This is a genomic window from Candidatus Brocadiaceae bacterium (assembly GCA_012728835.1).
Taxonomy (GTDB): domain Bacteria; phylum Planctomycetota; class Brocadiia; order SM23-32; family SM23-32; genus JAAYEJ01.
Genome location: JAAYEJ010000005.1, coordinates 41,654 through 62,333, shown reverse-complemented (window position 1 = coordinate 62,333; position 20,680 = coordinate 41,654). Strand labels below are relative to the sequence as shown.

19 protein-coding genes are annotated in these 20,680 nt (G+C 68.9%); 10 read left to right on the top strand and 9 right to left on the bottom strand.

Annotation, left to right across the window (positions count from 1 at the left end; translation table 11 throughout):
- Positions 1–29: 29 nt before the first annotated feature.
- Genes GXY85_00675 through waaF form a run of 3 tightly spaced genes read right to left on the bottom strand, consistent with a single transcriptional unit; the run spans position 30 to position 3,504 of the window.
- On the bottom strand, positions 30–1,706 hold the full coding sequence (locus GXY85_00675) for a hypothetical protein (protein ID NLW49342.1): 1,677 nt from the start codon (positions 1,704–1,706) through the stop codon (positions 30–32).
- Between the two features lie 14 nt (positions 1,707–1,720).
- Positions 1,721–2,443, bottom strand: a complete 723-nt coding sequence (locus GXY85_00670) for an ABC transporter ATP-binding protein (GenBank protein ID NLW49341.1) — start codon at positions 2,441–2,443, stop codon at positions 1,721–1,723.
- Positions 2,440–3,504, bottom strand: a complete 1,065-nt coding sequence (waaF, locus tag GXY85_00665; GenBank protein NLW49340.1) for a lipopolysaccharide heptosyltransferase II — start codon at positions 3,502–3,504, stop codon at positions 2,440–2,442. Before waaF ends, GXY85_00670 begins: the two co-directional genes overlap by 4 nt.
- Positions 3,505–3,675: 171 nt before the next feature.
- On the opposite strand from waaF, the gene GXY85_00660 reads away from it, so the two are divergent.
- Positions 3,676–4,464 carry a 4-hydroxy-tetrahydrodipicolinate reductase gene (locus tag GXY85_00660; protein NLW49339.1) on the top strand — a complete coding sequence of 263 codons (789 nt, stop codon included), beginning with the start codon at positions 3,676–3,678 and terminating at the stop codon, positions 4,462–4,464.
- Between the two features lie 35 nt (positions 4,465–4,499).
- Here the strand turns inward: GXY85_00660 and GXY85_00655 are convergent, their stop codons facing one another.
- The 4 genes from GXY85_00655 to GXY85_00640 form a co-directional block, all read right to left on the bottom strand.
- Positions 4,500–4,679 carry a Flp family type IVb pilin gene (locus tag GXY85_00655; protein NLW49338.1) on the bottom strand — a complete coding sequence of 60 codons (180 nt, stop codon included), beginning with the start codon at positions 4,677–4,679 and terminating at the stop codon, positions 4,500–4,502.
- Positions 4,680–4,824: 145 nt separating this feature from the next.
- Positions 4,825–5,016 (bottom strand): Flp family type IVb pilin, encoded by a 192-nt coding sequence (locus tag GXY85_00650; GenBank protein NLW49337.1) that lies wholly within the window; start codon positions 5,014–5,016, stop codon positions 4,825–4,827.
- Positions 5,017–6,162: 1,146 nt separating this feature from the next.
- Positions 6,163–6,531, bottom strand: coding sequence for an FHA domain-containing protein (locus GXY85_00645; protein ID NLW49336.1), 369 nt, complete (start codon positions 6,529–6,531; stop codon positions 6,163–6,165).
- A 22-nt stretch (positions 6,532–6,553) separates the two neighbouring features.
- Positions 6,554–7,915, bottom strand: coding sequence for an NCS2 family permease (locus tag GXY85_00640; GenBank protein NLW49335.1), 1,362 nt, complete (start codon positions 7,913–7,915; stop codon positions 6,554–6,556).
- Between the two features lie 281 nt (positions 7,916–8,196).
- Here GXY85_00640 and GXY85_00635 point away from each other — a divergent pair, with 281 nt between their 5' ends.
- From GXY85_00635 to GXY85_00595, 9 genes are all read left to right on the top strand, one after another.
- Entirely contained in the window at positions 8,197–9,552 is a 1,356-nt protein-coding gene (locus tag GXY85_00635; protein NLW49334.1) for an ABC transporter substrate-binding protein, read from the top strand.
- Positions 9,552–10,610, top strand: a complete 1,059-nt coding sequence (locus tag GXY85_00630) for an ABC transporter ATP-binding protein (protein ID NLW49333.1) — start codon at positions 9,552–9,554, stop codon at positions 10,608–10,610. Before GXY85_00635 ends, GXY85_00630 begins: the two co-directional genes overlap by 1 nt.
- Positions 10,611–11,403: 793 nt before the next feature.
- Positions 11,404–12,984: an iron ABC transporter permease gene (locus GXY85_00625; protein NLW49332.1), complete on the top strand. Its 1,581-nt coding sequence runs from the start codon at positions 11,404–11,406 to the stop codon at positions 12,982–12,984.
- A gap of 118 nt (positions 12,985–13,102) precedes the next feature.
- A complete protein-coding gene (locus tag GXY85_00620) occupies positions 13,103–13,987 on the top strand; it encodes a tetratricopeptide repeat protein (GenBank protein ID NLW49331.1) in 885 nt (294 codons plus the stop codon).
- 7 nt (positions 13,988–13,994) lie between these two features.
- On the top strand, positions 13,995–15,638 hold the full coding sequence (locus tag GXY85_00615; protein ID NLW49330.1) for an extracellular solute-binding protein: 1,644 nt from the start codon (positions 13,995–13,997) through the stop codon (positions 15,636–15,638).
- Between the two features lie 23 nt (positions 15,639–15,661).
- Positions 15,662–16,630 carry a sugar ABC transporter permease gene (locus GXY85_00610; protein ID NLW49329.1) on the top strand — a complete coding sequence of 323 codons (969 nt, stop codon included), beginning with the start codon at positions 15,662–15,664 and terminating at the stop codon, positions 16,628–16,630.
- Positions 16,627–17,457 (top strand): carbohydrate ABC transporter permease, encoded by an 831-nt coding sequence (locus tag GXY85_00605; protein NLW49328.1) that lies wholly within the window; start codon positions 16,627–16,629, stop codon positions 17,455–17,457. Before GXY85_00610 ends, GXY85_00605 begins: the two co-directional genes overlap by 4 nt.
- A gap of 18 nt (positions 17,458–17,475) precedes the next feature.
- Positions 17,476–18,615, top strand: coding sequence for a sn-glycerol-3-phosphate ABC transporter ATP-binding protein UgpC (ugpC, locus tag GXY85_00600; protein NLW49327.1), 1,140 nt, complete (start codon positions 17,476–17,478; stop codon positions 18,613–18,615).
- 22 nt (positions 18,616–18,637) lie between these two features.
- Entirely contained in the window at positions 18,638–19,045 is a 408-nt protein-coding gene (locus tag GXY85_00595; GenBank protein NLW49326.1) for an Rrf2 family transcriptional regulator, read from the top strand.
- Positions 19,046–19,050: 5 nt separating this feature from the next.
- Here GXY85_00595 and GXY85_00590 read toward each other — a convergent pair whose 3' ends face one another.
- Both GXY85_00590 and rph read right to left on the bottom strand, forming a co-directional pair.
- Positions 19,051–19,929 carry a methyltransferase domain-containing protein gene (locus GXY85_00590; GenBank protein NLW49325.1) on the bottom strand — a complete coding sequence of 293 codons (879 nt, stop codon included), beginning with the start codon at positions 19,927–19,929 and terminating at the stop codon, positions 19,051–19,053.
- A gap of 8 nt (positions 19,930–19,937) precedes the next feature.
- The gene (rph, locus tag GXY85_00585) at positions 19,938–20,639 is read right to left on the bottom strand and encodes a ribonuclease PH (GenBank protein ID NLW49324.1); all 702 of its coding nucleotides are present in this window, start codon (positions 20,637–20,639) and stop codon (positions 19,938–19,940) included.
- Between the last annotated feature and the right edge of the window lie 41 nt (positions 20,640–20,680).

Below are 20,680 nucleotides of genomic sequence, written 5' to 3'. Positions count from 1 at the left end.
CGTGCCGGTGGCGCCGGCGGTGGGGCCGTTCAGAACTCCATGCGGCGGAAGGCACGGGCGCCGGCGAGCATGGGCACCAGGCAGGCGACGGCCGATACGGCCAGTACGACCGTCTGCCCCGCCGCCATCCAGAACGCGAACCGGCCGCCGTGCAGGATCCCGACCGCGTGCATGTGCAGGGGCACGACGACGGGCGCCAGCGCGAAGGCCAGGAAACTGATGCTGCACATCAGGTTCAGCGTGCCGCCGAAGCTGCTGACGATCCGCGACGGGTTGTCGGTGCCCGGGCGCGGGTAGAGCGCGCCGAGCCCGACGGCCAGCCCGTTCAGGCCGCAGCAGACGCAGGCGACCGTCAGCACGTGCACGGCCACCGTCCACGCCGGCAGTCCGATGGACGTGTCGCCGACGGCCACCAGGCCGGCGCTGATGACGAACGTGCCGGCGGCGGCGAAGAAGAACTTGCCCCACAGGACGGTCGTGCGGGGGAGCGGCAGGAGCCCCGTGATCCAGATGCGCCGGCCCTCCAGGCTCAACTGAGGGAAGACGAACCGGCTCGTCAGCGTTGCGAGCGTCAGGCACGTCGCCGCCAGGTTCAGGTTCGAACTCAGGCTGTGCCAGAGGGGTGCGGCGTCCTGCAGGCCGAAGCGTGGCATGTTGAACGCGTAGAGGCCGAGCAGCCCGAAGAAGAGCAGGAACTGCGACCACTGTGTGGGGTCGCGCAGGAAGGTCTTCAGATCCTTGACGACCAGGAGGCGCAGGCGGAGCGGCAGGAACCACACCAGGCCGTCCAGAAGGGCATCGGCCACGCCGTTGGCGGTGCGGCGCCTCCGGCTGCCGGCCCCCTGCAGCGACGTCCACGCATGCCGGAAGGCATGGAAGCCGAACCGCCGCGTGACCATGCCGACGAAGGCGACGTTGGACGCGAGCATCAGGGTCAGGAAGAGCGCCTGGCGCGCCTGCCCGCGGGCGGCCGCCAGCATGCCGTGGCTCACCCAGCGGCTCGGCAGGGCCCAGTGCTGGCAGAACGCGATGCGGTCGATCACGGACCGGATGCCGGCCTCGCTGAAGAGGTTCTGTGAGCGTTGCCGCCAGAGGGGCAGAACCCAGAGGAGGAGCAGCGTGCAGCCGACGGCGATGAGCAGCGCCAGGATCGTGCCCTTTCGGCGCGGCAGCACGAGCGCGGCCAGCAAGGCGAAGAACGCCCCGAGTTCCGTGGCCAGCAGCAGGAACAGCACGGCCAGCACCGCCGCCGCCGGGTAGAACATCACGTGGGTGGGAAACGTGACGCCGTAGGCCAGGATCATCGGCACCACCAGGGTCGCCATGCCCCAGGTGCTGAAGACGAGCGAGTCCGTCGCGCGGTAGCAGAACGTGTTCTCCTCGCCCAGAGGCAGGGCGAACAGGAACGTCGTCTCCTCGCTCCGGAAGAGCGACGCGTAGGCGATGACGGCGTTGCTGATCGTCATCATCACCAGGAGCGAGAGGTAGAAGAACGCGAACAGGTAGTCGAGCACGATGTCGCTCAGCCCGCGGTACGAGTTCAGGAACGCGAAGGCATCGCGAAACATCGCGAACATCAGCAGCCAGAAGCCGGCGACCAGCCCGAGCACGACGGCCGCACGGAGCCGCGATCCGGTGAGGAACTCGTGCGCGGCGTGGCCGAGCATCCGCAGGCGCGCGCCCGCCAGCCCCCTCAGATCGTCCATGCCGCCGGCCTCCATTACGACTCCTCGGTCAGCCGCAGAAAGGCGTCCTCGAGGCGGCTGTCGGTCTGTGCGGCGGCGTAGATTTCCTCCAGCGTCCCCAGCGCGATCAGCGAGCCCCGCCGGATGATGCCGACGCGGTCGGCCGTCTCCTCGGCCACGGCGAGGGTGTGGGTGGACATGAAGACCGCGACTCCGCCGGCGGTCAGGTCGCGCAGGAGGTTCTTGAGCGTGTTGGCCCCCTTGGGGTCGAGTCCCACCAGCGGCTCGTCGATCACGAGCACCTTCGGATCGTGGAGCAGGGCGGCGCCGACGACGACACGCTGCTTCATGCCGTGCGAGTAGGTCTGGCCCATCTCGTCCAGGAAGTCGTGCAGCTCGAACACATCGGCCATCCGGTCGACCTCCCGGCGGATCGTCCCGTCTTCCATGCCATACATGCGGCCGACGAACCACATGAACTCGCGGCCGGTCAGCTTCTCGTACAGGAACGGCTGATCGGGCACGTAGCTGATGATCGACCGCGCCCGGATGGAGTCGGCCTGAACGTCGAATCCGCCCAGCAGGACGCGCCCGGAGGTCGGACGCAGCAGGCCCGCGATCAGCTTGATGGTCGTGGTCTTCCCGGCCCCGTTCGGGCCCAGAAACACGAAGAACTCGCCTGCCGGCACCTCCAGGCTCAGCCCGTCTACGGCGGTCACCCTGCCGAATCTCTTGACGACGTTGTCCAGCCTGATCATCCGGCGGTGTCTCCCGAAACGTCAGACAGGGCGGCCCTGCAGGCCTCCGCAACCATCTCGACGGTGAGGCGTTCCATGCAGCGATGGTCGAGGGGGCAGGCGCGCCTCTGGCAGGGCCCGCAGGGCACGTCGACCCGGACGAGACGGTCGTGCGGCCGGCCGCTGGTGCTGTAGCCGGGATGCGTGGGCCCCATCAGGCAGACGGTCGGCACGCCCAGCGCGATCCCGTAGTGGCGAGGGCCGGAGTCGGTCGTCACCAGAAGACGGCTGCGGGCCACCACGGGCTTGAGCAGGTGCAGGTCGATGCCGCAGTCGGTCAGATCGACGATGGGAACGCGCGCTTCACGCGCCACCTCTGCGGCCGCGGCGACCTCGTTCCGCCCGCCGATGACGGCGACACGGGCGCCGCATTCATCCGCGATCCACTCCGCCAGGCGTGCGAAGCGGCTCAGCGGCCACCGCTTGGCCGGGCCGAAGGCCGCCCCCGCGTGCAGGAGCACCAGCGGATCGGCCGGCCGGATGCCCCGGCGATCGAGGACCGCGCCTGCAGCCTCCGCATCTGCGCCCGAGAAGGGCAGTTCCGGATCGCGCCGCTCCGTTTCGATGCCCGCGGCTTCGCAGAGCGCCAGGTAGAAATCGACCATGTAGGTCGGGCGGAAGCGGCCGTCCCGGGAAGGGCGGGGGAGGGCGTCGGTCAGCAGGAACGACCGGGCGTCCCGCGCGTAGCCGACGCGACGGCGCGCCCCTGCCAGACGGAACATCAGCGCCGAGCTGAACGAATTGGGCAGCACGAGGGCCAGGTCGCACCTCGGCCGGCGCAGCGCGCGGACCGTCCGGAGGAACTCGCCCGCCGAGCGCATCCCCCGGGGCCCGTAGACTATACATTCGTCGAACCATGGGGCGCCGTGGACGATCCTCTCGAGGCCCTTGCGCACCACCAGCGTCACGCAGGCCGCCGGGAAGCGCTCGCGCACCGCCCGCAGGACGGGGGTGGCCATGACCACGTCGCCGACCCAGTTGGGTGCACGGATGCCGATGCGTTGAGGAGGATCCTGTGCCAAGGCTCAGCCGTCCAAGGGTGTCCGCCGCGGGGTGGCCACAGGCACCGCCGCTGCGGGTGAGGTTGCGGGCGTCGCACCGATCCTCTATTATAGCGCGCACGCCGGCCGCCCGTCACCTATCAGGTGCGGGCCGGCGGGCCGATCCATCCGGATTCCGGGGAGAGACAGACAATGAACGTCGCCGTCAACGGGGCCGCCGGCGCGATGGGCCGGCGTGTCGTGTCGCTGGTCTCGCAGGCGTCTCAGTGCCGTCTTGTCTGCGCGCTGGAAAGGGCGGGCCATCCGGCGCTCGGGCAGGACGCCGGCGTGCTGGTCGGCGCGGGGGCCCTGGGGATTCGGCTGGGTGTGGATCTGTGCGGCGCCCCGGACGTTCTGATCGATTTCAGCGCGCCCGAGAGCACCATGGAGCGGGCGCGGCAGTGCGCGGCCGCCGGCGTGGCCTTCGTGACCGGCACGACGGGGCTCACGGAGGCGGAACTGGCCGAGCTGCGGGATGACGTGGCGACGCGCGTGCCGTTGCTGGCGGCGCCGAACATGTCGATCGGCGTGAACCTGCTGTTCCGGCTGGCGGCAGAGGTGGCCCGGGCACTGGGGGACGGGTATGACATCGAGATCGTGGAGGCACACCACCGGCGCAAGAAGGATGCCCCGAGCGGCACCGCCGCCGAACTGGCACGACGCATCTGCGCCGCGCTGGAACGAGACCCGGCCGTCGTTCTGAGGCACGGCCGCGAGGGGCTCTGCGGTCCTCGCACGCCCGAGGAGATCGGCATCCACGCCGTGCGCGGGGGCGACATCGTCGGCGACCACACGGTCATCTTCGCCGCCGAAGGGGAGCGCGTGGAACTCGTCCACAAGGCGAGCAGTCGTGATGTGTTTGCCCGCGGAGCGGTGCGCGCGGCCGTCTTCCTGGCGGGACGCGAACCCGGGGTCTACTCGATGCAGGACGTCCTGGCGTAAAGCGATGCGAGTGCGCGTGCCCTCGCCGTGTCGCCTCAGGTTGCGTTGTCCATGACGTTGGCCACCGTCGTGACGGGGTCCACCGGGTATTGCACCAGGGTGCGCAACGCGATGACCGCCACGAGCGCCACCAGAGCCAGGATCATGGCATACTCCACCAGCGTCTGCCCGTGTCGCCGCCGATCGCCGCGGAAAGCCTCCTCCGGTCTGCCCATCGTTCTGCCACCTGCATAGCCCAGCCGCCCGCATGCCATGCCCCACACGAGCGTGCCGGCGAGCGCTGTCTCTGAACAGCCATAAAAGAGCGGGGGTAGAGCCGCCTGCGCGTAGCCGGGCTCTACCCCGCTCACGGTGCTGCGGCTATCCGCCCGACGTGCTGTTGTCCAGGGTGTTCGTGACGTCCACGAACTTGTCCTCGACCGACCCGCCCAGCGCCGTCAGGGCGACGATGACGACGATCGCCACCAGAGCGAGAATCAGAGCATACTCAACCAAGCTTTGGCCCTTCTTGGACCGCAGCGCCATCCAGACCTTGAACATGAGGCGACTCATGCGCCGCCCTCCTTTTGAAAAGGTGAGAAGTACGTCTGTAACGACCGGACAGTCAAGCAAACCCTATGCCGACACCGGCCCAAGGCAGGCGAAGCCCGGCCATGGTCCCGCGCGGCATCCTGTATCTCTTTCACAGTGTGCATCTTACGGAGGCCGTCGCTTCGCGTGCTTTCCAGCCGACGCCGCTCCATGGATGCTCCATTCTGACGCACTTGTCACCAGTTCGCTGCGCACCAACCCACGCAATAGTCTACATCACTCCCCACGCAAAAGCAAGCAGAATCGCGCGGGAGCCGGGCTGTGGGCCGCATCTCCGCCCGCATCGCCCGTGTTCCGTCAGTGGGCGGCGTCCGGCCGACACAACAGATACCCACACGCCGCAGACCGGGCAGACGGGCCATGGCACGCGTCCACACGCCCTCCAGATTGCGCGACGGACGGCAGGCGCGGGCCGTCGCAGGCCGTGAACGGCTGCGCGAACGCAGAGGCGCGGGCGTCTCGTGTCTCGATCCGCGGCTCGCGTGGCCCGGGTCGTGCGGCACACGCCGACCCGGCCGGAAGCCGAGCGGACCGAGCGCGGGGGCGACGCGCGGAGGGCGTGTCCGTGCGGCGTCGACAGATCGCGTGGATTCCGGGCCGGGAACCCGGCTTCGCGGCCGGAATCGGCGGGTCGGTGGTGTTCCGGCGGCTCGCGCAAGGACTCGGTGCTGACGGAGATGGTCAGTGCACGGATCGTCGGCATGCCCGGGCGTTTGCCGATAGCGGGCGGGGCGCCGGGCTTCCTCGACGGAATCGGCGGCCCTGCATGTCCGAGGAAGGTCGCGGGACGAAACGGCCCGGGCGCCCGCCCCCCCCGAATAATACATAATATTGATTATCGGACGTCATGCCGAGGGTGAATGGCATGCTGCGGCCTGGGGCTTCTCGGGCCTCGTTGGCGGGATGTCGCCGGCGCGTCGCTCCCCTGCCGGGGGTTGGCCGTCCTCCGCCAGGGCCGCGCCGGGGCCAAGCGAGTGGCCGCGCATGACGGGTCGCTGCGGCGGCCGCCGAGGGGTTACGACGCATGCCGGTCTGTTGCCGCGCATGCCGGTTTGCTGCCGTGCATGCCGGGTCGTTGCGGCGCACGCCGAGCCGTTGCGGCGCACGCTACTGGCGGATGGAGAGCCCCCGCTCGATCTCCAGCAGGTCGGCCGGATCCGGTTCCTCGTAGCTGCGGAACTCCAGGAGGGTCTTGCCGCACTGGATCGTGTCGCGGTCGAACAGCGGCTTGGGCCCCAGAAGGCGCTGCTTGTTGACCAATGTGCCGTGGGAGCTGTGCAGGTCGCGGACGATCCAGAGCCCCTGGCGGGATTCGAGCGCGGCGTGTCGGGCGGATACGGTGCGGTCGCCGAGGCGGAGATCGCACTTCCGGCTCCGACCGATCGTGTAGGACTGCCCGGCGGTCAGCGGCCAGGTCGTGCCCTTGTCGTCGCCCAGGGCGACCAGGATCATCGTGTTGCCGTTCGGTTCCTGCATGGGTACTCCGCGAGTCTGGCCGTCAAGGCGGCACGGCGATGTAGCGCAGAATCAGCACCGCCGAGACGGCATGGAAGGCCCAGTGCACGTCGCGACCGCGACCGGTGACGAGCTTGAGCGCACTGTAGCTGATAAACCCGAACGAGAGCCCTTCGGTGATGCTGATCGCCAGCGGCATGAGCACGGCGGTCAGGAACGCAGGCAGGAACTCGGTGGCGTCGTCCCAGTCCAGCCGGGCCAGGCTCTTGAGCATCATCGAGCCGACGACGATCAGCGCGGGAGCCAGCACCGGGTACTGGCTCATCAGAAACCCGTCTTCCGTGTAGCTGTGACACGTGGCCACGACCGCCAGCGCCGGATACGCCAGGAGCGCCAGCAGGAACAGGACGGCCGTGACCATGTTGGCGAGGCCCGTGCGGGCCCCGGCCTGGACGCCGGCGGCGCTTTCCACGTAGCTGGTGACGGTGCTGGTGCCCATCAGGGCCCCTATGACCGTGCCGGCGGCGTCGCTGAAGAGCGCCCAGCGAGCTCGTGGGAGCCGCCCGGACTCGTCCAGCAGTCCCGCGCGCTCGCTCACGCCGATCAGGGTGCCGACGGTGTCGAAGACGTCCAGGAACAGGAACGTCAGGATGATCGTCAGCCAGCCCTCGGCACGGAAGAGCCCGGCGAAGTCCAGTTTCAGCATCGAGTCGGCGGGCGAGAATGCGCCGTGCCCGCTCGTCTGGAGGTTCAGCAGCGGCCGGCCGGCCAGCGTGCCCACCAGGCCGACGAGGGTCGTCCCGACGATACCCCAGAGTACGGCGCCCCGCACGTTCAGCGCCATCAGGGCCAGCGTCAGTGCGAGGCCGAAGACGGCCAGCAGCGTCGTCGGGTTGTGGATGTCTCCGAACTGGACGCCGGTGGCGAGCGATCCGACCACGAGGCCGCTGTACTGGAGGCCCAGGAACGTGATCAGGAGCCCGATACCGGCGGCGATACCCCTCTTGAGGCTGTCGGGGATGATCTCCATCAGCCGGGCGCGGAAGCCGACGAACGAGAGCAGCACGAACACGCAGCCCCCGACGAAGACGGCCGTCAGGCCCTGCTGCCAGGTGAGGCCGAGACTCAGGACGACGACGTAGGCGAAGTACACGTTGTGGCCCATCGCCGGCGCCAGGGCGATCGGGTAGTTCGCCAGGAGGCCCATCAGGATGCAGGCCAGGGCACTGGCCACGCAGGTGGCCACGAAGGCCCCCGCCAGGGGGATGCCGGCCGCATGCATCATCGCGGGCTGCACGAAGATGATGTAGGAGAGCGCCATGAACGTGGTGACGCCCCCGAGCACTTCCCTGCCGACGGTGCTCCCCCGCTCCCGGATCCGGAACATCCGTTCGAGGTGTGTCATTGCACCGGTTCCCTTCGCCCCCCTTGCCGGCCCGGCCCGCGGGTCGGCAATTATACGAGGGGCCCGGCCGGTGGTCAACCCGCGGAGGATCCGTACGCCCGGCGGGCACGGACCGGCACGGGGACGGGGCACTCGGCGAAGACCGGAAAATGCCGGGTGAACTTCACAACGGGCATTCCAGCCGTTAGACTACCGCGCTTGCGACGCTGTGGCGAACGGTGTTCGGCGGCCGGGTCATGATGACTCAATCAAGCACATCGGGCGGGCGCGGGAGGCGGGCGATGCAGGCGGCGTTCGTCTGCGCGTTCGCCGTCGTTCTGGGGGTGCCTTTCCTGTTGCGCCCGGAGCCCGTCCGCGTCCAGGAGGGAAACACCTCCGATCTGCCCTCCCGCAAGCTGGTCATCGTCACGCCGCACGCCGAGGCCATCCGCCGGGAGTTCGCGCGTGCCTTTGCGGAGTGGACGGCCGAGACGCGCGGCTTCCTGACGGACATCGAGTGGCTGGATCCGGGCGGCACGACCACGGCCATCCAGTGGGTGGAGGACCAGTTCGAGTCGCGCCCCGGCGGCATTGAAGTCGACATCTTCTTCGGAGGCGGCTCGGATCCGTTCCTGCGGTTCTCGCAGTTGGGGCTTCTGCACCGCTGCAGTCTGCCGGCGGAGGTTCTGGCGCCCATCCCCCAGTCGCATGCGGGCACGGAGGTCTACGACGCGGGGCAGCTCTGGTTCGGCGCCTGCCTGTCGGGGTTCGGGATCCTCTACAACAAGGCTGTCCTGGGGGTGCTCGGGCTGCCGGAGCCCCGCGAATGGGCTGACCTGGGCCGACCCGGGTTCTTCTCCTGGGTGGCCGGCGCGGACCCGCGCCAGAGCGGCAGCATCCACATGGCGTTCGAGATCATCCTGCAGGCCTATGGCTGGGAGACGGGCTGGCGGAACGTGATGCGGATGTGCGCGAACTGCCGTAGCTTCAGTCGCGGCGCCAGCGACGTGCCCCTGGACGTCTCGGCCGGCGAGGCCGCCTGCGGCATGGCGATCGACACCTACGGGCTGCGAGCCGTTGCCGAGGCGGGCGAGGATCGCATGGCCTTCTGCCTGCCCCAGGCCCTGACGGTGATCAACCCGGACGGGATCGGCGTGCTGAAGGGAGCGCCGGACGCGGAGCTGGCCGAGTTGTTCGTCGGGTTTGTTCTGTCCGAACACGGCCAGCGCATCTGGATGCAGCGGGCGGGGACGCCCGGCGGCCCGGCGCGATACGGCCTGTACCGGCTGCCCGTCATGCGCGGGCTCGTGGAGCGCTACCGCCAGTACGCCGCCGTCGGGATGGACCCCTACGAGTTCGAGTCCGGAGTGGAGTTCGACCTGGACAAGAAGAACCGGCGCTGGGGCATTCTGAACGCGCTGATCGGCGCCTGCATCATCGACGTGCACACCGAACTGGCGGCGGCCTGGCGCGTGCTGCGGGACCTGCCGGAGGGCGATCCCAGGGTCCGCGCCCTGCTGGAGCCCCCCATCAGCGAGGACGATCTGCTGCGCATGGCCGAGGACCGCTGGGGCGATGCCGCGTTCCGGGCGGACATGGTGGCGCGCTGGTCCCAGGAGGCCAAGACCCGTTACCGTCGACTGGCGAAGGAGAGATGATGGCCGGCGTCTCGCTGCGACACGTCACCAAGGCTTACGATGGGACCGTGGCCGTGGACGACGCGACGTTCCAGGTTCGCAAGGGCGAGCTGTTCTTCCTGCTCGGCCCGTCCGGTTGCGGCAAGACGACGATCCTCCGCCTGATCGCCGGCTTCCTTCAGCCGGACGGCGGCTCGATCCTGTTCGACGAGCGCCCCATCGACAGAGTCCCCCCCCACCGGCGCAACACGGGCATGGTGTTCCAGAACTACGCGCTGTGGCCGCACATGACCGTGGGGGAGAACGTGGCCTACGGGCTGCGCGAACGCAAGGTGGACGGGCCGGAACGCGAGCGGCGCGTGGCGGAGGCCCTCCGCACGGTCCACATGGAACGGTTTGCGGAGCGCATGCCGAACCAGCTCTCCGGCGGACAGCAGCAGCGCGTCGCCCTGGCCCGTGCGCTCGTCGTCGAGCCGGACGTCGTCCTGCTGGACGAGCCGCTCTCGAACCTGGACGCCCGCCTTCGTCTGGAGATGCGACGCGAGATCCGGCGGATCCACGACGAGACGCGGATCACCACGATCTACGTCACCCACGACCAGAAGGAAGCCCTGTCGATGGCCGATCGTCTGGCCGTGATGAGCATGGGACGCGTCGAGCAGATCGGCACGCCCCGGGAGGTCTACCGCAGACCTGTGAGCCGGTTCGTGGCGGAGTTCATCGGCGAGGCCAACATGGTCGCGGGCACGCTGGTGGAGGCGGCCGGCGGCCGGGGTGTGCTTCGCTCCGAGTTGGGCGATCTGCACGCCGTGCTCGGCCCGAACGTCCCCGAGGCGGGCCGCCGCGCCGTCTGCATGGTCCGTCCGGAGGGCCTGCGGCTCGGGCCGGGCCCCGTCAACGCCTTCTCGGCCGTCGTCGAGAGCAGCTTCTACCTGGGCGAGGTGGAGCAGTTCGTCCTCTCGGCGGGCGGCCAGGATCTGAAGGCGTTCCAGGGGAACCCGGGCGAGCAGTCGCCGCAGACGGGCCAGAGGATCGACGTTCATTTCGAGGCGGCCGACGCCGTCATCTTGCCCGAGTGACAGGAGAGCCTCCGGCATGAAGCGCGTGCGGACACTGCTGCTTGTGCTGCCTGTCTTCGGCTTCCTGGCGGCCTTCCTCGTGTATCCGCTGGCCCATTCCTGCAAGGGTGCGTTCTTCGACGGCTCGTGGAAGGTAACGCCCGGCGACGTGACGGACTGGCCGGCGCTCAGCGCGGCCGCGGCCGTCTCCACCGACGCCGCGGGGCCGGCCGGCGCCCTGGCCCGGGCGCTGCCCCCCGAGGCCCGGCAGGCCGTTCAGGCCGCGGCGGACGGTGCGGCGACCCCGCCGGATGCCCGCAAGGAGATCCTCCGTGCCTTGAACGGACTCATCTCGCGAGGCGACCTGACGGAAGCGGAGGCGTTCGGGGACCTGTCGGCCACCCCGCCCGGCCGCCGGGCCATGGCCGTGCGGACCGACCAGGCGCGGCGGCAGATCGACAGCCGCACGGGGCTCCTGTCCGTCGGCGAACTGCAGCAGGTGTTGCAGGACGCTCCCGAGTGGTTCCGCGCGGAACTGGAGGCGACCCGTCCCGAACTGGCCGCCGCACTCAGGGCACAGCCGCCGGAGGAGTGGGACTGGCAGGCCCTGCGGCCTCCGCTGGCGGAGGTCTTCGGGCGCGCGCTCGAGCGCGACCTGACGGCCGCTCTGGACGCCGGGGGCGTCCCGGGGCTTCGTGCCGCTCTGGAGGCGCGCGGCGCCTCGTCCATCGTCGACATCGCGCTGCCGCCCCACCGCCAGGAGCGGGTCAACCGGCTCATGATCGAGGCGGCGTTTCCACAGGCGATCCGGCCCATGCGGTTCGAGGCGGGGCACTTCACGTTCGCGTTCTTCAAGTACTTCTGGACCGACGCCCTGACGCGCAGCTCGATTCTGAACAGCCTGGCGCTCGGCTGCGTTGTGACGCTTCTGACGGCCGCAGTCGCCCTGCCGCTCTCGCTGCTGGTGGTTCGGTACCGCTTCCCCGGCAAGGGCCTCCTGAGCGGCCTGCTCCTGGTGCCCATGATCATGCCCCCGTTCGTCGGGGCGATCGGCATGCGGCAGGTGCTCGCCCGGTTCGGCTCGTTGAACCTGCTGCTCATGCAGGCGGGCGTGATCGGCAGCCCGATCGACTGGCTCGGCGGGGCCCGGTTCTGGGGCGTCGTGATCATGGAGGTTCTGCATCTCTACCCGATCATGTATCTGAACTTCGCCGCCGCCCTGGCCAACGTGGACCCGTCTCTCGAGGAGGCGGCCATGAACATGGGCTCGCACGGGCCGCGGCTGTTCCGGCGCATCACCCTGCCCCTGATGATGCCCGGGCTGTTCGCCGGGTCGGTGCTGGTGTTCATCTGGGCGTTCACCGACCTGGGCACCCCGCTCGTGTTCGGCTACAACCGGGTGGTCGCCGTGCAGATATTCAACCAGGTGAACGAACTGGAGAACAACCCGCAGGGCTACGCGCTCGTCGTCGGGGTGCTGGCCCTGACGGCGCTCATCTTCCTGCTGACCAAGCGGCTCTTCGGCCTGAAGGCGTACCAGTCCCTGACCCGGGGCCCCTCGGCATCAACGGAGAGGTCGGCCGGCCCCGTGCGGAGCGTGCTGATCGTCTCGTTCGTGCTCCTGGTGGTGGCGGCGGCCTGCCTGCCCCACCTGGCCGTCATCTTCAGTTCGCTGCGCGCGGAGTGGTTCATGACCGTCCTGCCGGAGCGCTACACGCTCTCCCACTTCGAGGACGCGCTGGGCCACTCGCTGACCCTGTCCAGCATCCGCAACAGCATCGGCTACAGCAGCCTCAGCACGGGGCTGGACGTGGTTCTGGGCGTGCTGATCGCCTACCTGCTGGTGCGGACGAAGTTCCGCGGCGCGCAGGTGCTCGACGCCCTGGTCATGCTGCCCCTGGCCGTGCCGGGCCTGGTGCTGGCGTTCGGCTACGTGGCGGCCTTCTCGTGGACGCCGCTGGACCCGCGCGAGAACCCGGTCCCGCTGCTGGTCATCGCCTACGGCATCCGGCGCCTGCCCTACATGGTCCGGGCCGCCTATGCGGGCTTCCAGCAGGTCAACGTGCAACTGGAGGAAGCGGCCATCAACCTCGGGAGCCCGCCCATGCGCGCCGTGCGGCGGATCACGGCCCCCCTGCTGAGCGCCAACCTGATCGCCGGCGGGATCCTCGTGTTCTCGTTCGCCATGCTGGAGGTCAGCGACAGCCTGATCCTGGCCATGAAGGAGCGCTTCTACCCGATCACCAAGGCCATCTTCGTGCTGACACAGCGCATCGAGGACGGCCCGTACATCGCCAGCGCGCTGGGCGTCTGGGCGATGGTGTTCCTGGCCCTGTCGTTGCTGGCGGCCGGCGCGCTGCTCGGGCGCAGGATGGGGCAGCTCTTCCGCGTGTAGAAACGCGCGGGGTTTCCTTGACAATCCTGAGCGAGCCGTTAGAGTAAGGGCCGGTGCCGGGAATGCCGCATCCCGGCGGGCGGACGTGTACAGTTGAGGTATGGCTGTGGAGGTTCCCGTGCGCAGGGCCATCGGTTTGTTGCTCGTTTCCGCGTGTGTCGCCCTGGCGGCAGGCTGTGGAGAGGGTGCCGGCGAGGGCTCCGGGGGCGCCCGGCTGGAGGAAGGCTGGCGCGCCTACTCGACCGGCGATTTCGACGTCGCCGTCAGCGTCTTCGAAGGCGTCGCCGCCGCACCGGAAGCCACCGCCGAGGACCAGTACTCCGCCCTGCTGGGTCTGGCCACCACGCATCACCTGCGGACGAACCCCGACTTTCCGAGGGCCCGCGAGAGCTACGAGCGGCTGGGTGAACTGGAAACGCCCGACGCTCTCCGGCAGAGCACGCTGGGGCTGGCCCTGGTCGACCTGGCGGAGGGGACGGCCGGTCTCGAGGGCCGGACGAACGAGGGCCAGGCCCGCCTGATGGCCCTGCTTCGGGATTTTCCCGACGACCCCATCGCGGACGAAGCCGTGATCCATCTGGCCGCCTCGCTGCTGGAGCCTATGCCCGACAAGGCGGCACCCGCCGGATTCAGCCTTCCGCCTTCCGGACGCGAGGAACGCGGGGCAAACGTCCTCGAGCAGCGCCTCCAGACCGATCCCGACAATCGGCTCGCGCCCTCCATGCACATCATGCTGGCGAACCACTACAAGAGCATCGGGCAGATGCGCGAGGCGGTCGACCACCTGATCATCGCGGAGAAGAAGGGCATCGCCGGGGTCAAGACCCGCAGCGTCGTGCTGTGGCAGATCGCCCGCATCGCCGAGAACGAACTGAAGGACTACGATCTGGCGGCAACGTACTACGAACGCTACGCCCGGGAGTTCAAGCGGACCACTCTCTTCTACCGCGCCCGGGAGAGCCTGGAGCGTGTTCGCGCTCTGAAGGCCCAAGAGGGAGCCTGAGAGAATCGTGCGATCCCTATGGATTAAGCTGCGGCGCTACCCTGCCCTGTTGCTGCTTGTGACCGTGTACCTGGCTTCGACGGCGGTTGTCGCCACCAACATCCTCCGCGGCCGGAGCGGGGCCCCGGGGCAGGGCCGCAAGACGATACTGCGGTTCGCCCACTGGCAACTGGAGCCGGGCATCCGCAGCGCCATCGACGATCTGATTGCGGACTACACCGCGCTCCACCCGGACGTGGAGGTGCGGCAGATCCTCATCCCGGAGCAGGGCTACTTCCAGTGGGTGAACACCCAGTTGATCGGGCGCACGGCCCCGGACATGATCGAGGTCGGGTCCGGAGGCGCCGTGGGCTGGTCGCTGTGGCCCAAGTTCTACGCCCGCTACTTCCTGCCGCTGGACCGCTACGTGGACGAGCCGAACCCCTACAACGCGGGCACGCCCCTGGAGGGGGTCCCCTGGAGGCAGGCCTTCTTCGACGAGATGGAGGGGGGATACTCCGAGGAGCTTCAGAGCTTCTTCCGCGTGCCGATCGCGACCTCGACCGTCCGGCTGTTCTACAACCGCGACCTGGTACGCAAGGTCTGGGACGGGCCGTTCCCGGAGACCTTCGAGGACCTCACCGAACTCTGCGACCGCCTGAAGGCCTGGGGCGAGGAGCAGGGCGTGATCATGGAGCCGATCGCGGGTTCGTGGTACAACTTCCGCCAGTTCTTCAACACCTACCGAACCGCGTTGACCGCCGACTACCTGGACCGCCTGGACCGGGACTTCAACGGCACGGTCAGCCGAATCGAGTCGGCGGCCCCCCTCTACTCGGGGGCGGTCCGGATGGACGAACCCGCCCTGCAGGGCAACTTCGCGCTGATTCAGGAACTGGCCGAGTACTTTGCGCCCGGGTTTACGGCCCTGGGGCGGGACGAGGCGGTGTTCCTCTTCCTGCAGGGCCAGTCCGCGATGATCACGACGGGCACGTGGGACTTCGAGGTCATGCGCGTTCAGGCCGAGTTCGACCTGGCCGTGGCCGAAATCCCCCTGCCCTCCCCCAGTCACCCGCGATACGGCGCGCTCGTGGCGGGGCCCACGACGGAGGCCGGGCTTCGGGGCGGATTCCCCATGGGCGTGATCAAGGACTCCCCGAACGTGGAGACGACGCTCGACTTCCTTCGCTTCGCCACCTCCCTGGAGGCCAACGAGAAGCTCAACCGCACCATGTCCTGGCTGCCCGTAGCCGAAGGAGCCCGGCTGGCGGAGCATCTGCAGCCCTTCGCCCCTCTCATCGAAGGCTATGCTTCGTGCATCACCTACGACGCGCCCGGCGCGGAGCTTGCCTTCGAACAGACCTTCAAGGAGCTTCTGGGCGGCAAGATCGACTACCGGGCCTTCGTCGAGAGCCTGATGGCGGCCTACGACCGGGAACTGCCGGGGGGCGTCGCCTCCGAATTCAGAAACGGCGAGCAGACGCTCAGCCAGCAGATACGCTTCGCCGCCCTGCGGCGAGCCGCCCTGGCCGGCGCAGTCGGCGCCGAAAAGGCCCTGACGGCCGACAGCCAGGCGCAGTACCAGCGCATCATGGAAGCCTACGTGGTGCAGCTCGGCACTCGCCACAATGACATACGGGTGTGGATAGACAGCGTAGCCGCAAAACCGTAGCGGGAACGTAGTCGAGGAGCCGGATGGCGCGCGAACGAGTCAGACTATCGCAATTGAGGTCCTACTGGCCCCTGTACCTCCTGTTGCTCCCGACCGTGCTGCTGGTCGGGCTGTTCATGTACCTGCCGGCCATCACCGGCATCCGTTACAGCTTCTACCTGTGGGACGGCGACGAGGTCTCCACCTGGGTGGGCCTGGAGAACTACCGCCGCGCCTTCTCCGACCCGGTCCTGGGACGGGCCTTCATCATCGTCCTGATCCTGTTCGTCGCCGACCTGTTCAAGATGATCCCCTCGATGATCACCGCCGTGGTCATCCACCGCACGACGTCGGACAAGATGCGCTACCTCTACCGGCTCCTGTTCGTCGTGCCGATGGTGGTTCCGCAGATGGTGATGCTCCTGATCTGGAAGTTCTTCTACAACCCCGTCGTCGGCCTGCTGAACGCGTTCCTTTCCTGGAGCCGGCTGCTCGATCTGCTGGTGGCCGCCAACGGATGGCTGGTTCAACTGGGGCTGGCGCAGAAGGCGATCTTCGAAGCCGGCGTGACGCCCTCCTGGCTGGGTGACTCGGACCTGGTGCTGCCGGCGCTGATCTTCTGGGGGTTCCCGTGGATCGGCATCATCGGCGTGCTGATCTACCTGTCGGGCCTGGAGAAGATACCGCGGTCCGTTTACGAGTGTGCGGAGCTGGACGGCGTGGGGTGGTTCGGCAAGTTCCTCTACATCGAGCTGCCCCTGATCGCCACGCAGGTGCGGGTCAACCTGGTGCTGATGATCATCGGGGTTCTGAAGGGTTACGGCCTCATCCTGGTGCTGCTGGGCGCCGAGGGCGGCCCCGGCGGCGCGGCCATGGTGCCCGGGCTCTACATGTACTACAAGGCCTTCTGGGCGCGCGAGGCCGGCTACGCGTGCGCGATCGGGATCCTGCTGTTCTTCGTCATCGTCGTGCTCACGTGGGTCAACAACAAGCTGGTGCAGGTCAAGAAATGAGCAGAATGTCCGAGGGGCCGGGTGCGCGCTTCCTGAAGCACGCCTATCTGTGGGTGATGCTGGCCCTCGTGTTCATGCCCTTCTACGTCATGCTGGTCGTGAGCTTCAAGAGCAACGCGCAGTTCTACAACCAAACCTGGCTCCCCACCTGGCCCCTCCACTTCGGCAACTGGGTGGTGGGCTGGAACACCGTCGGCGTGCACATCGCCAACAGCGTGTTCCTGGCCGTCACGACGACCGTGCTGACGCTTGCCGTCGCGATCATCGCCGCCTATGTCTTCGGCCGCTACAAGGTGCCGCTCGGGGACCTGTTCTGGATGGCCCTGCTGCTCCTGATGCTGATGCCGGGCGTGGCCAACCTGATCCCGCTGTTCAACCTCATGAAGCGGCTGAACATGCTCAACTCGCTGATCGGCCTGTCGATCGTCTCGGCCGCCGGCGGCCAGGTGCTCTGCCTGTACGTGTTGCGGAACTTCATCGAGGACATGCCGAAGGAGTTCTTCGAGTGCGCGCGCATCGACGGCGCCTCTCACTTCCAGCAGGTCATGCACGTCGTGGTCCCCCAGTGCGGCGGCATCATCTCCACGCTGGCAATCCTGAACTTCGTCAGCACGTGGAACTCCTTCATCCTGCCCCTGATCACCCTGCGCGACCCGGAACTGCTGCCCCTGGCTGTGGGCCTCTACCACCTCCAGGGCGCCTACGTGAAGGAATGGGGCCCCCTGATGGCGGCCTACTTTATTTCCGCCATCCCGCTGGTCGTGCTGTTCGCGTTCACCATGCGCTTCTTCATACGCGGCGTCGGCGAAGGCGCCATCAAAGGTTGACGGCGCGGGAGAGATCCGATGGCGGAAGTGAAGTTCGAGAACGTATGCAAGGTCTATGACGGCGGCGTCAAGGCCGTCAACGACGTGAACCTGACCGTCGAGGACGGCAGCCTCCTTGTGCTGGTCGGCCCGTCCGGATGCGGCAAGTCCACCACGTTGCGCATGGTCGCCGGCCTGGAAGACATCACCTCCGGGCGCGTCTCCATCGGCGGGCAGGTCGTCAACAACGTGCTGCCCAAGGACCGCGACATCGCGATGGTCTTCCAGAACTACGCCCTCTACCCCCACATGACCGTCTACAACAACATGGCCTTTGGCCTGAGGCTGCGCGGATACGCGACCGACGAGATCGACCGGCGCGTGCGGCACGCGGCCGAGCTGCTCGAGATCGACGCCCTGCTGAAACGCCGCCCCCGCGAGCTGTCCGGCGGCCAGGCCCAGCGCGTGGCCGTCGGGCGCGCCATCGTCCGCCAGCCCAAGGTGTTCCTGTTCGACGAGCCCCTGAGCAACCTGGACGCCAAGCTGCGCGTGCAGATGCGCGTCGAGATCGCGCGTCTGCACGAACGCCTCGGCGCCACCATGATCTACGTCACGCACGACCAGGTGGAGGCCATGACGCTCGGCTCGCGCGTCGCCGTGATGCGCGACGGGTACGTGCTCCAGGTCGACGCCCCCCTGGGGCTCTACGACCATCCGGTCAACAGGTTCGTCGGCGGCTTCATCGGAAGCCCCCCCATGAACTTCATCGACGGCACGATCGAGCGGCGCGAGGGCGGGCTGGCCTTCGCCTCCGACGACGTGACGCTCACGCTGACCGACGAACTGGCCTCGTGCGTGCAGGGCTGCATCGGCAAGGCCGTGTCCCTGGGCATCCGTCCCGAGGACCTGCACGACAGTGCGCTGTTCACCGAAGGGCCGCCGGAGAACGTTGCGGACCTCCACGTGGAGGTCGTCGAGCCGCTCGGCGCCGAGACCCTGGTCTACCTGCGCGGGCGCACACAGAAGCACGACATCGTCGCCAAGGTCGACCCCCGAAGCAGGATGCGCGTCAACGACCAGGCCCGCATCGCGTTCGACCTGCGCAAGGCCCACATCTTCGACGGTCAGAGCGAGGACTCCCTGACCCGACGCGTCCCGGTCGCTCCGGCCGCCTCCTGACGTCCCCTTCGCTCGGGACGACATGCAGAGCTACGACGCCAAGACCCGCTACGCGCTGCTGGCCGCGCTGGACCTGGCGGCCCTCCACGCGCAGGACCAGCCCGCCAGGCTGCGCGACATCGCCAGGCGCACCGGCGCCCCGTCCAACTACCTCGTGCACGTGCTCCTGGCGCTCAAGCGACGCGCCCTGGTGAGGAGCACGCGCGGCCCGGCCGGCGGCTACGCGCTCATGCGCCCCCCCGCCCTGATCAGCGTCGCCGAGGTCGTCGCCGCCGTGGAGTCCCGTCGGCGCACCCGGGCGCCGGCTGCCGGCGCCGGCTACGCGCCGCTGATCGACGAGGTCTTCGCGCAGGCCGAACGGCAGGCGCATGACTTCCTGGTCCGCGTGACGCTGGCCGACCTCGTGGACCGGCTCCCGGGCCCGCCGTAGGGCCGCTATCTCGTCTTGCGCGCGAGCACGCCCGCCACCGCCCGCCGCACGTCCGCGAAGCCTGCGGCCTGCAGGCGGCGGATCACCCCGCGCGCGTAGTCGCGGCCCACCCGCCGTCCGGGCTCGCCCACGTAGTGGTAGAGGACGCCGCCCGGCGCCAGGACCCTCGCGAATGCGCGGTAGAGTTCCTCCGCGTACAGGTCCCCGGCCTGGTGCACCGTGGGCGGGTCGTGGAAGATGCACGCGAAGCGGGCGTCCGGCGCGTCGGCCACGATGTCGCGCAGGTCCCTCGGCGCGACTTCGATCCCCTCGGACCAGAGCCCCTCGGACCAGGGGTTCACGGCGGCGACCGCGAGCACGTTCGGATCGACCTCGCAGGAGACGACGGGCCGGAAGCCGGTCTGCACGAGCAACTGGGCCGTGTAGCCGAGCCCGCAGCAGGTGTCCAGGCAGCGCCCGCCGCGCCGGGGCGCAACCACCTGCCCGACCTTCGCCGCCGCGTCCTGCCACGGGTCCTTTCCCACGATGGCGTGCATCGTGGCGCCGTTGATGACGATGGTCGGCGGGCGGTCCTCGAACGGCTGGAACAGTTTGTAGTAGCAGCAACGTTCCCGGCTGTAGGCGTAGACCTTCCGCGGGGCCGCGGGGGTCAGCTCGATGCAGTCCTCGCCGTCGGAGACGGCCTCGGCAAGTGCCGCCCTGTCCACCGTGCGGCCGTCCGGAAGCGTGGCCGAGTCCGCCTCGATCCGCACGGTCGAGCGCGTTCGGCCCAGGTCCAGGCTGGCCTCCAGGGGGCCGTCCGGGGCCCGGGCGATGCGCCGGGCCGTCCGGCCGGAGACCACGAACGCCGGCCTCCACACGGGGGTTCCCGCCGTCTCATGCATGGCGGGCCTCAGAGGACGAGCCGTTCGCCCAGGGCCTCCGCCTGCAGGCCCCGGATGCGCGCGATTGCGTCCTGCGCCAGGGTCAGCATCGCGTCGTGCTCGTCTCGGCTGAAGGCGAGCCCCTCGGCCGTGCCCTGCACCTCGACGAACCGGCCGTCGTGCGTCATGACCACGTTCATGTCCACCGAGGCGGCCCGGTCCTCGTCCGCACACAGGTCGACGACGGGCTGCCCTTCCACGACGCCGACGCTCACGGCCGCGATTCCCTGCGTCAGGGGGATGCTCTCGAAGGCCCCGCGCTCCTTCAGGCTCCAGAGGGCATCGACCAGGGCCACGAAGCCGCCGGTGATCGACGCCGTGCGCGTGCCGCCATCGGCCTGGATCACGTTGCAGTCGATCCAGATCGTGCGTCCGCCGATGCGGTGCAGGTCCACGGCGCCGCGGAGCGCCCGGCCGATCAGGCGCTGGATTTCGTGGGTCCGGCCGCCCACCGGGCGCTGCAGACTGCGCCGCTCGGGGACGGAGCTGGGCAGCAGGCAGTACTCGGCCGTCACCCAGCCCCTCCCCTTGCCGATGCAGTGCGGCGGCACGCGGTCCTCGACCATCGCCGTGCAGAGCACGCGCGTCTGGCCGACGTGAATCAGGACCGAGCCCTCCGCGTGGCACGTGTAGCCCCGCTCGATGGTCATTGCCCGCATTTCGTCCGGCATCCGTCCGTCCGTGCGCACTGCCCTGCCTCCTGCTCTGCCTG

Excerpts from the sequence above, each read along its gene's own strand:
- GXY85_00625 (NLW49332.1), top strand. The coding sequence starts at position 11,404 with ATGCGGTTCGAGGCGGGGCACTTCACGTTCGCGTTCTTCAAGTACTTC.
- GXY85_00655 (NLW49338.1), bottom strand. The coding sequence starts at position 4,679 with ATGGGCAGACCGGAGGAGGCTTTCCGCGGCGATCGGCGGCGACACGGG.
- GXY85_00590 (NLW49325.1), bottom strand. The coding sequence starts at position 19,929 with ATGCATGAGACGGCGGGAACCCCCGTGTGGAGGCCGGCGTTCGTGGTC.
- GXY85_00650 (NLW49337.1), bottom strand. The coding sequence starts at position 5,016 with ATGAGTCGCCTCATGTTCAAGGTCTGGATGGCGCTGCGGTCCAAGAAG.
- GXY85_00645 (NLW49336.1), bottom strand. The coding sequence starts at position 6,531 with ATGCAGGAACCGAACGGCAACACGATGATCCTGGTCGCCCTGGGCGAC.
- GXY85_00670 (NLW49341.1), bottom strand. The coding sequence starts at position 2,443 with ATGATCAGGCTGGACAACGTCGTCAAGAGATTCGGCAGGGTGACCGCC.
- GXY85_00610 (NLW49329.1), top strand. The coding sequence starts at position 15,662 with ATGGCGCGCGAACGAGTCAGACTATCGCAATTGAGGTCCTACTGGCCC.
- GXY85_00640 (NLW49335.1), bottom strand. The coding sequence starts at position 7,915 with ATGACACACCTCGAACGGATGTTCCGGATCCGGGAGCGGGGGAGCACC.
- GXY85_00595 (NLW49326.1), top strand. The coding sequence starts at position 18,638 with ATGCAGAGCTACGACGCCAAGACCCGCTACGCGCTGCTGGCCGCGCTG.
- GXY85_00675 (NLW49342.1), bottom strand. The coding sequence starts at position 1,706 with ATGGACGATCTGAGGGGGCTGGCGGGCGCGCGCCTGCGGATGCTCGGC.
- GXY85_00660 (NLW49339.1), top strand. The coding sequence starts at position 3,676 with ATGAACGTCGCCGTCAACGGGGCCGCCGGCGCGATGGGCCGGCGTGTC.
- rph (NLW49324.1), bottom strand. The coding sequence starts at position 20,639 with ATGCCGGACGAAATGCGGGCAATGACCATCGAGCGGGGCTACACGTGC.
- GXY85_00605 (NLW49328.1), top strand. The coding sequence starts at position 16,627 with ATGAGCAGAATGTCCGAGGGGCCGGGTGCGCGCTTCCTGAAGCACGCC.
- ugpC (NLW49327.1), top strand. The coding sequence starts at position 17,476 with ATGGCGGAAGTGAAGTTCGAGAACGTATGCAAGGTCTATGACGGCGGC.
- GXY85_00635 (NLW49334.1), top strand. The coding sequence starts at position 8,197 with ATGCAGGCGGCGTTCGTCTGCGCGTTCGCCGTCGTTCTGGGGGTGCCT.
- GXY85_00630 (NLW49333.1), top strand. The coding sequence starts at position 9,552 with ATGGCCGGCGTCTCGCTGCGACACGTCACCAAGGCTTACGATGGGACC.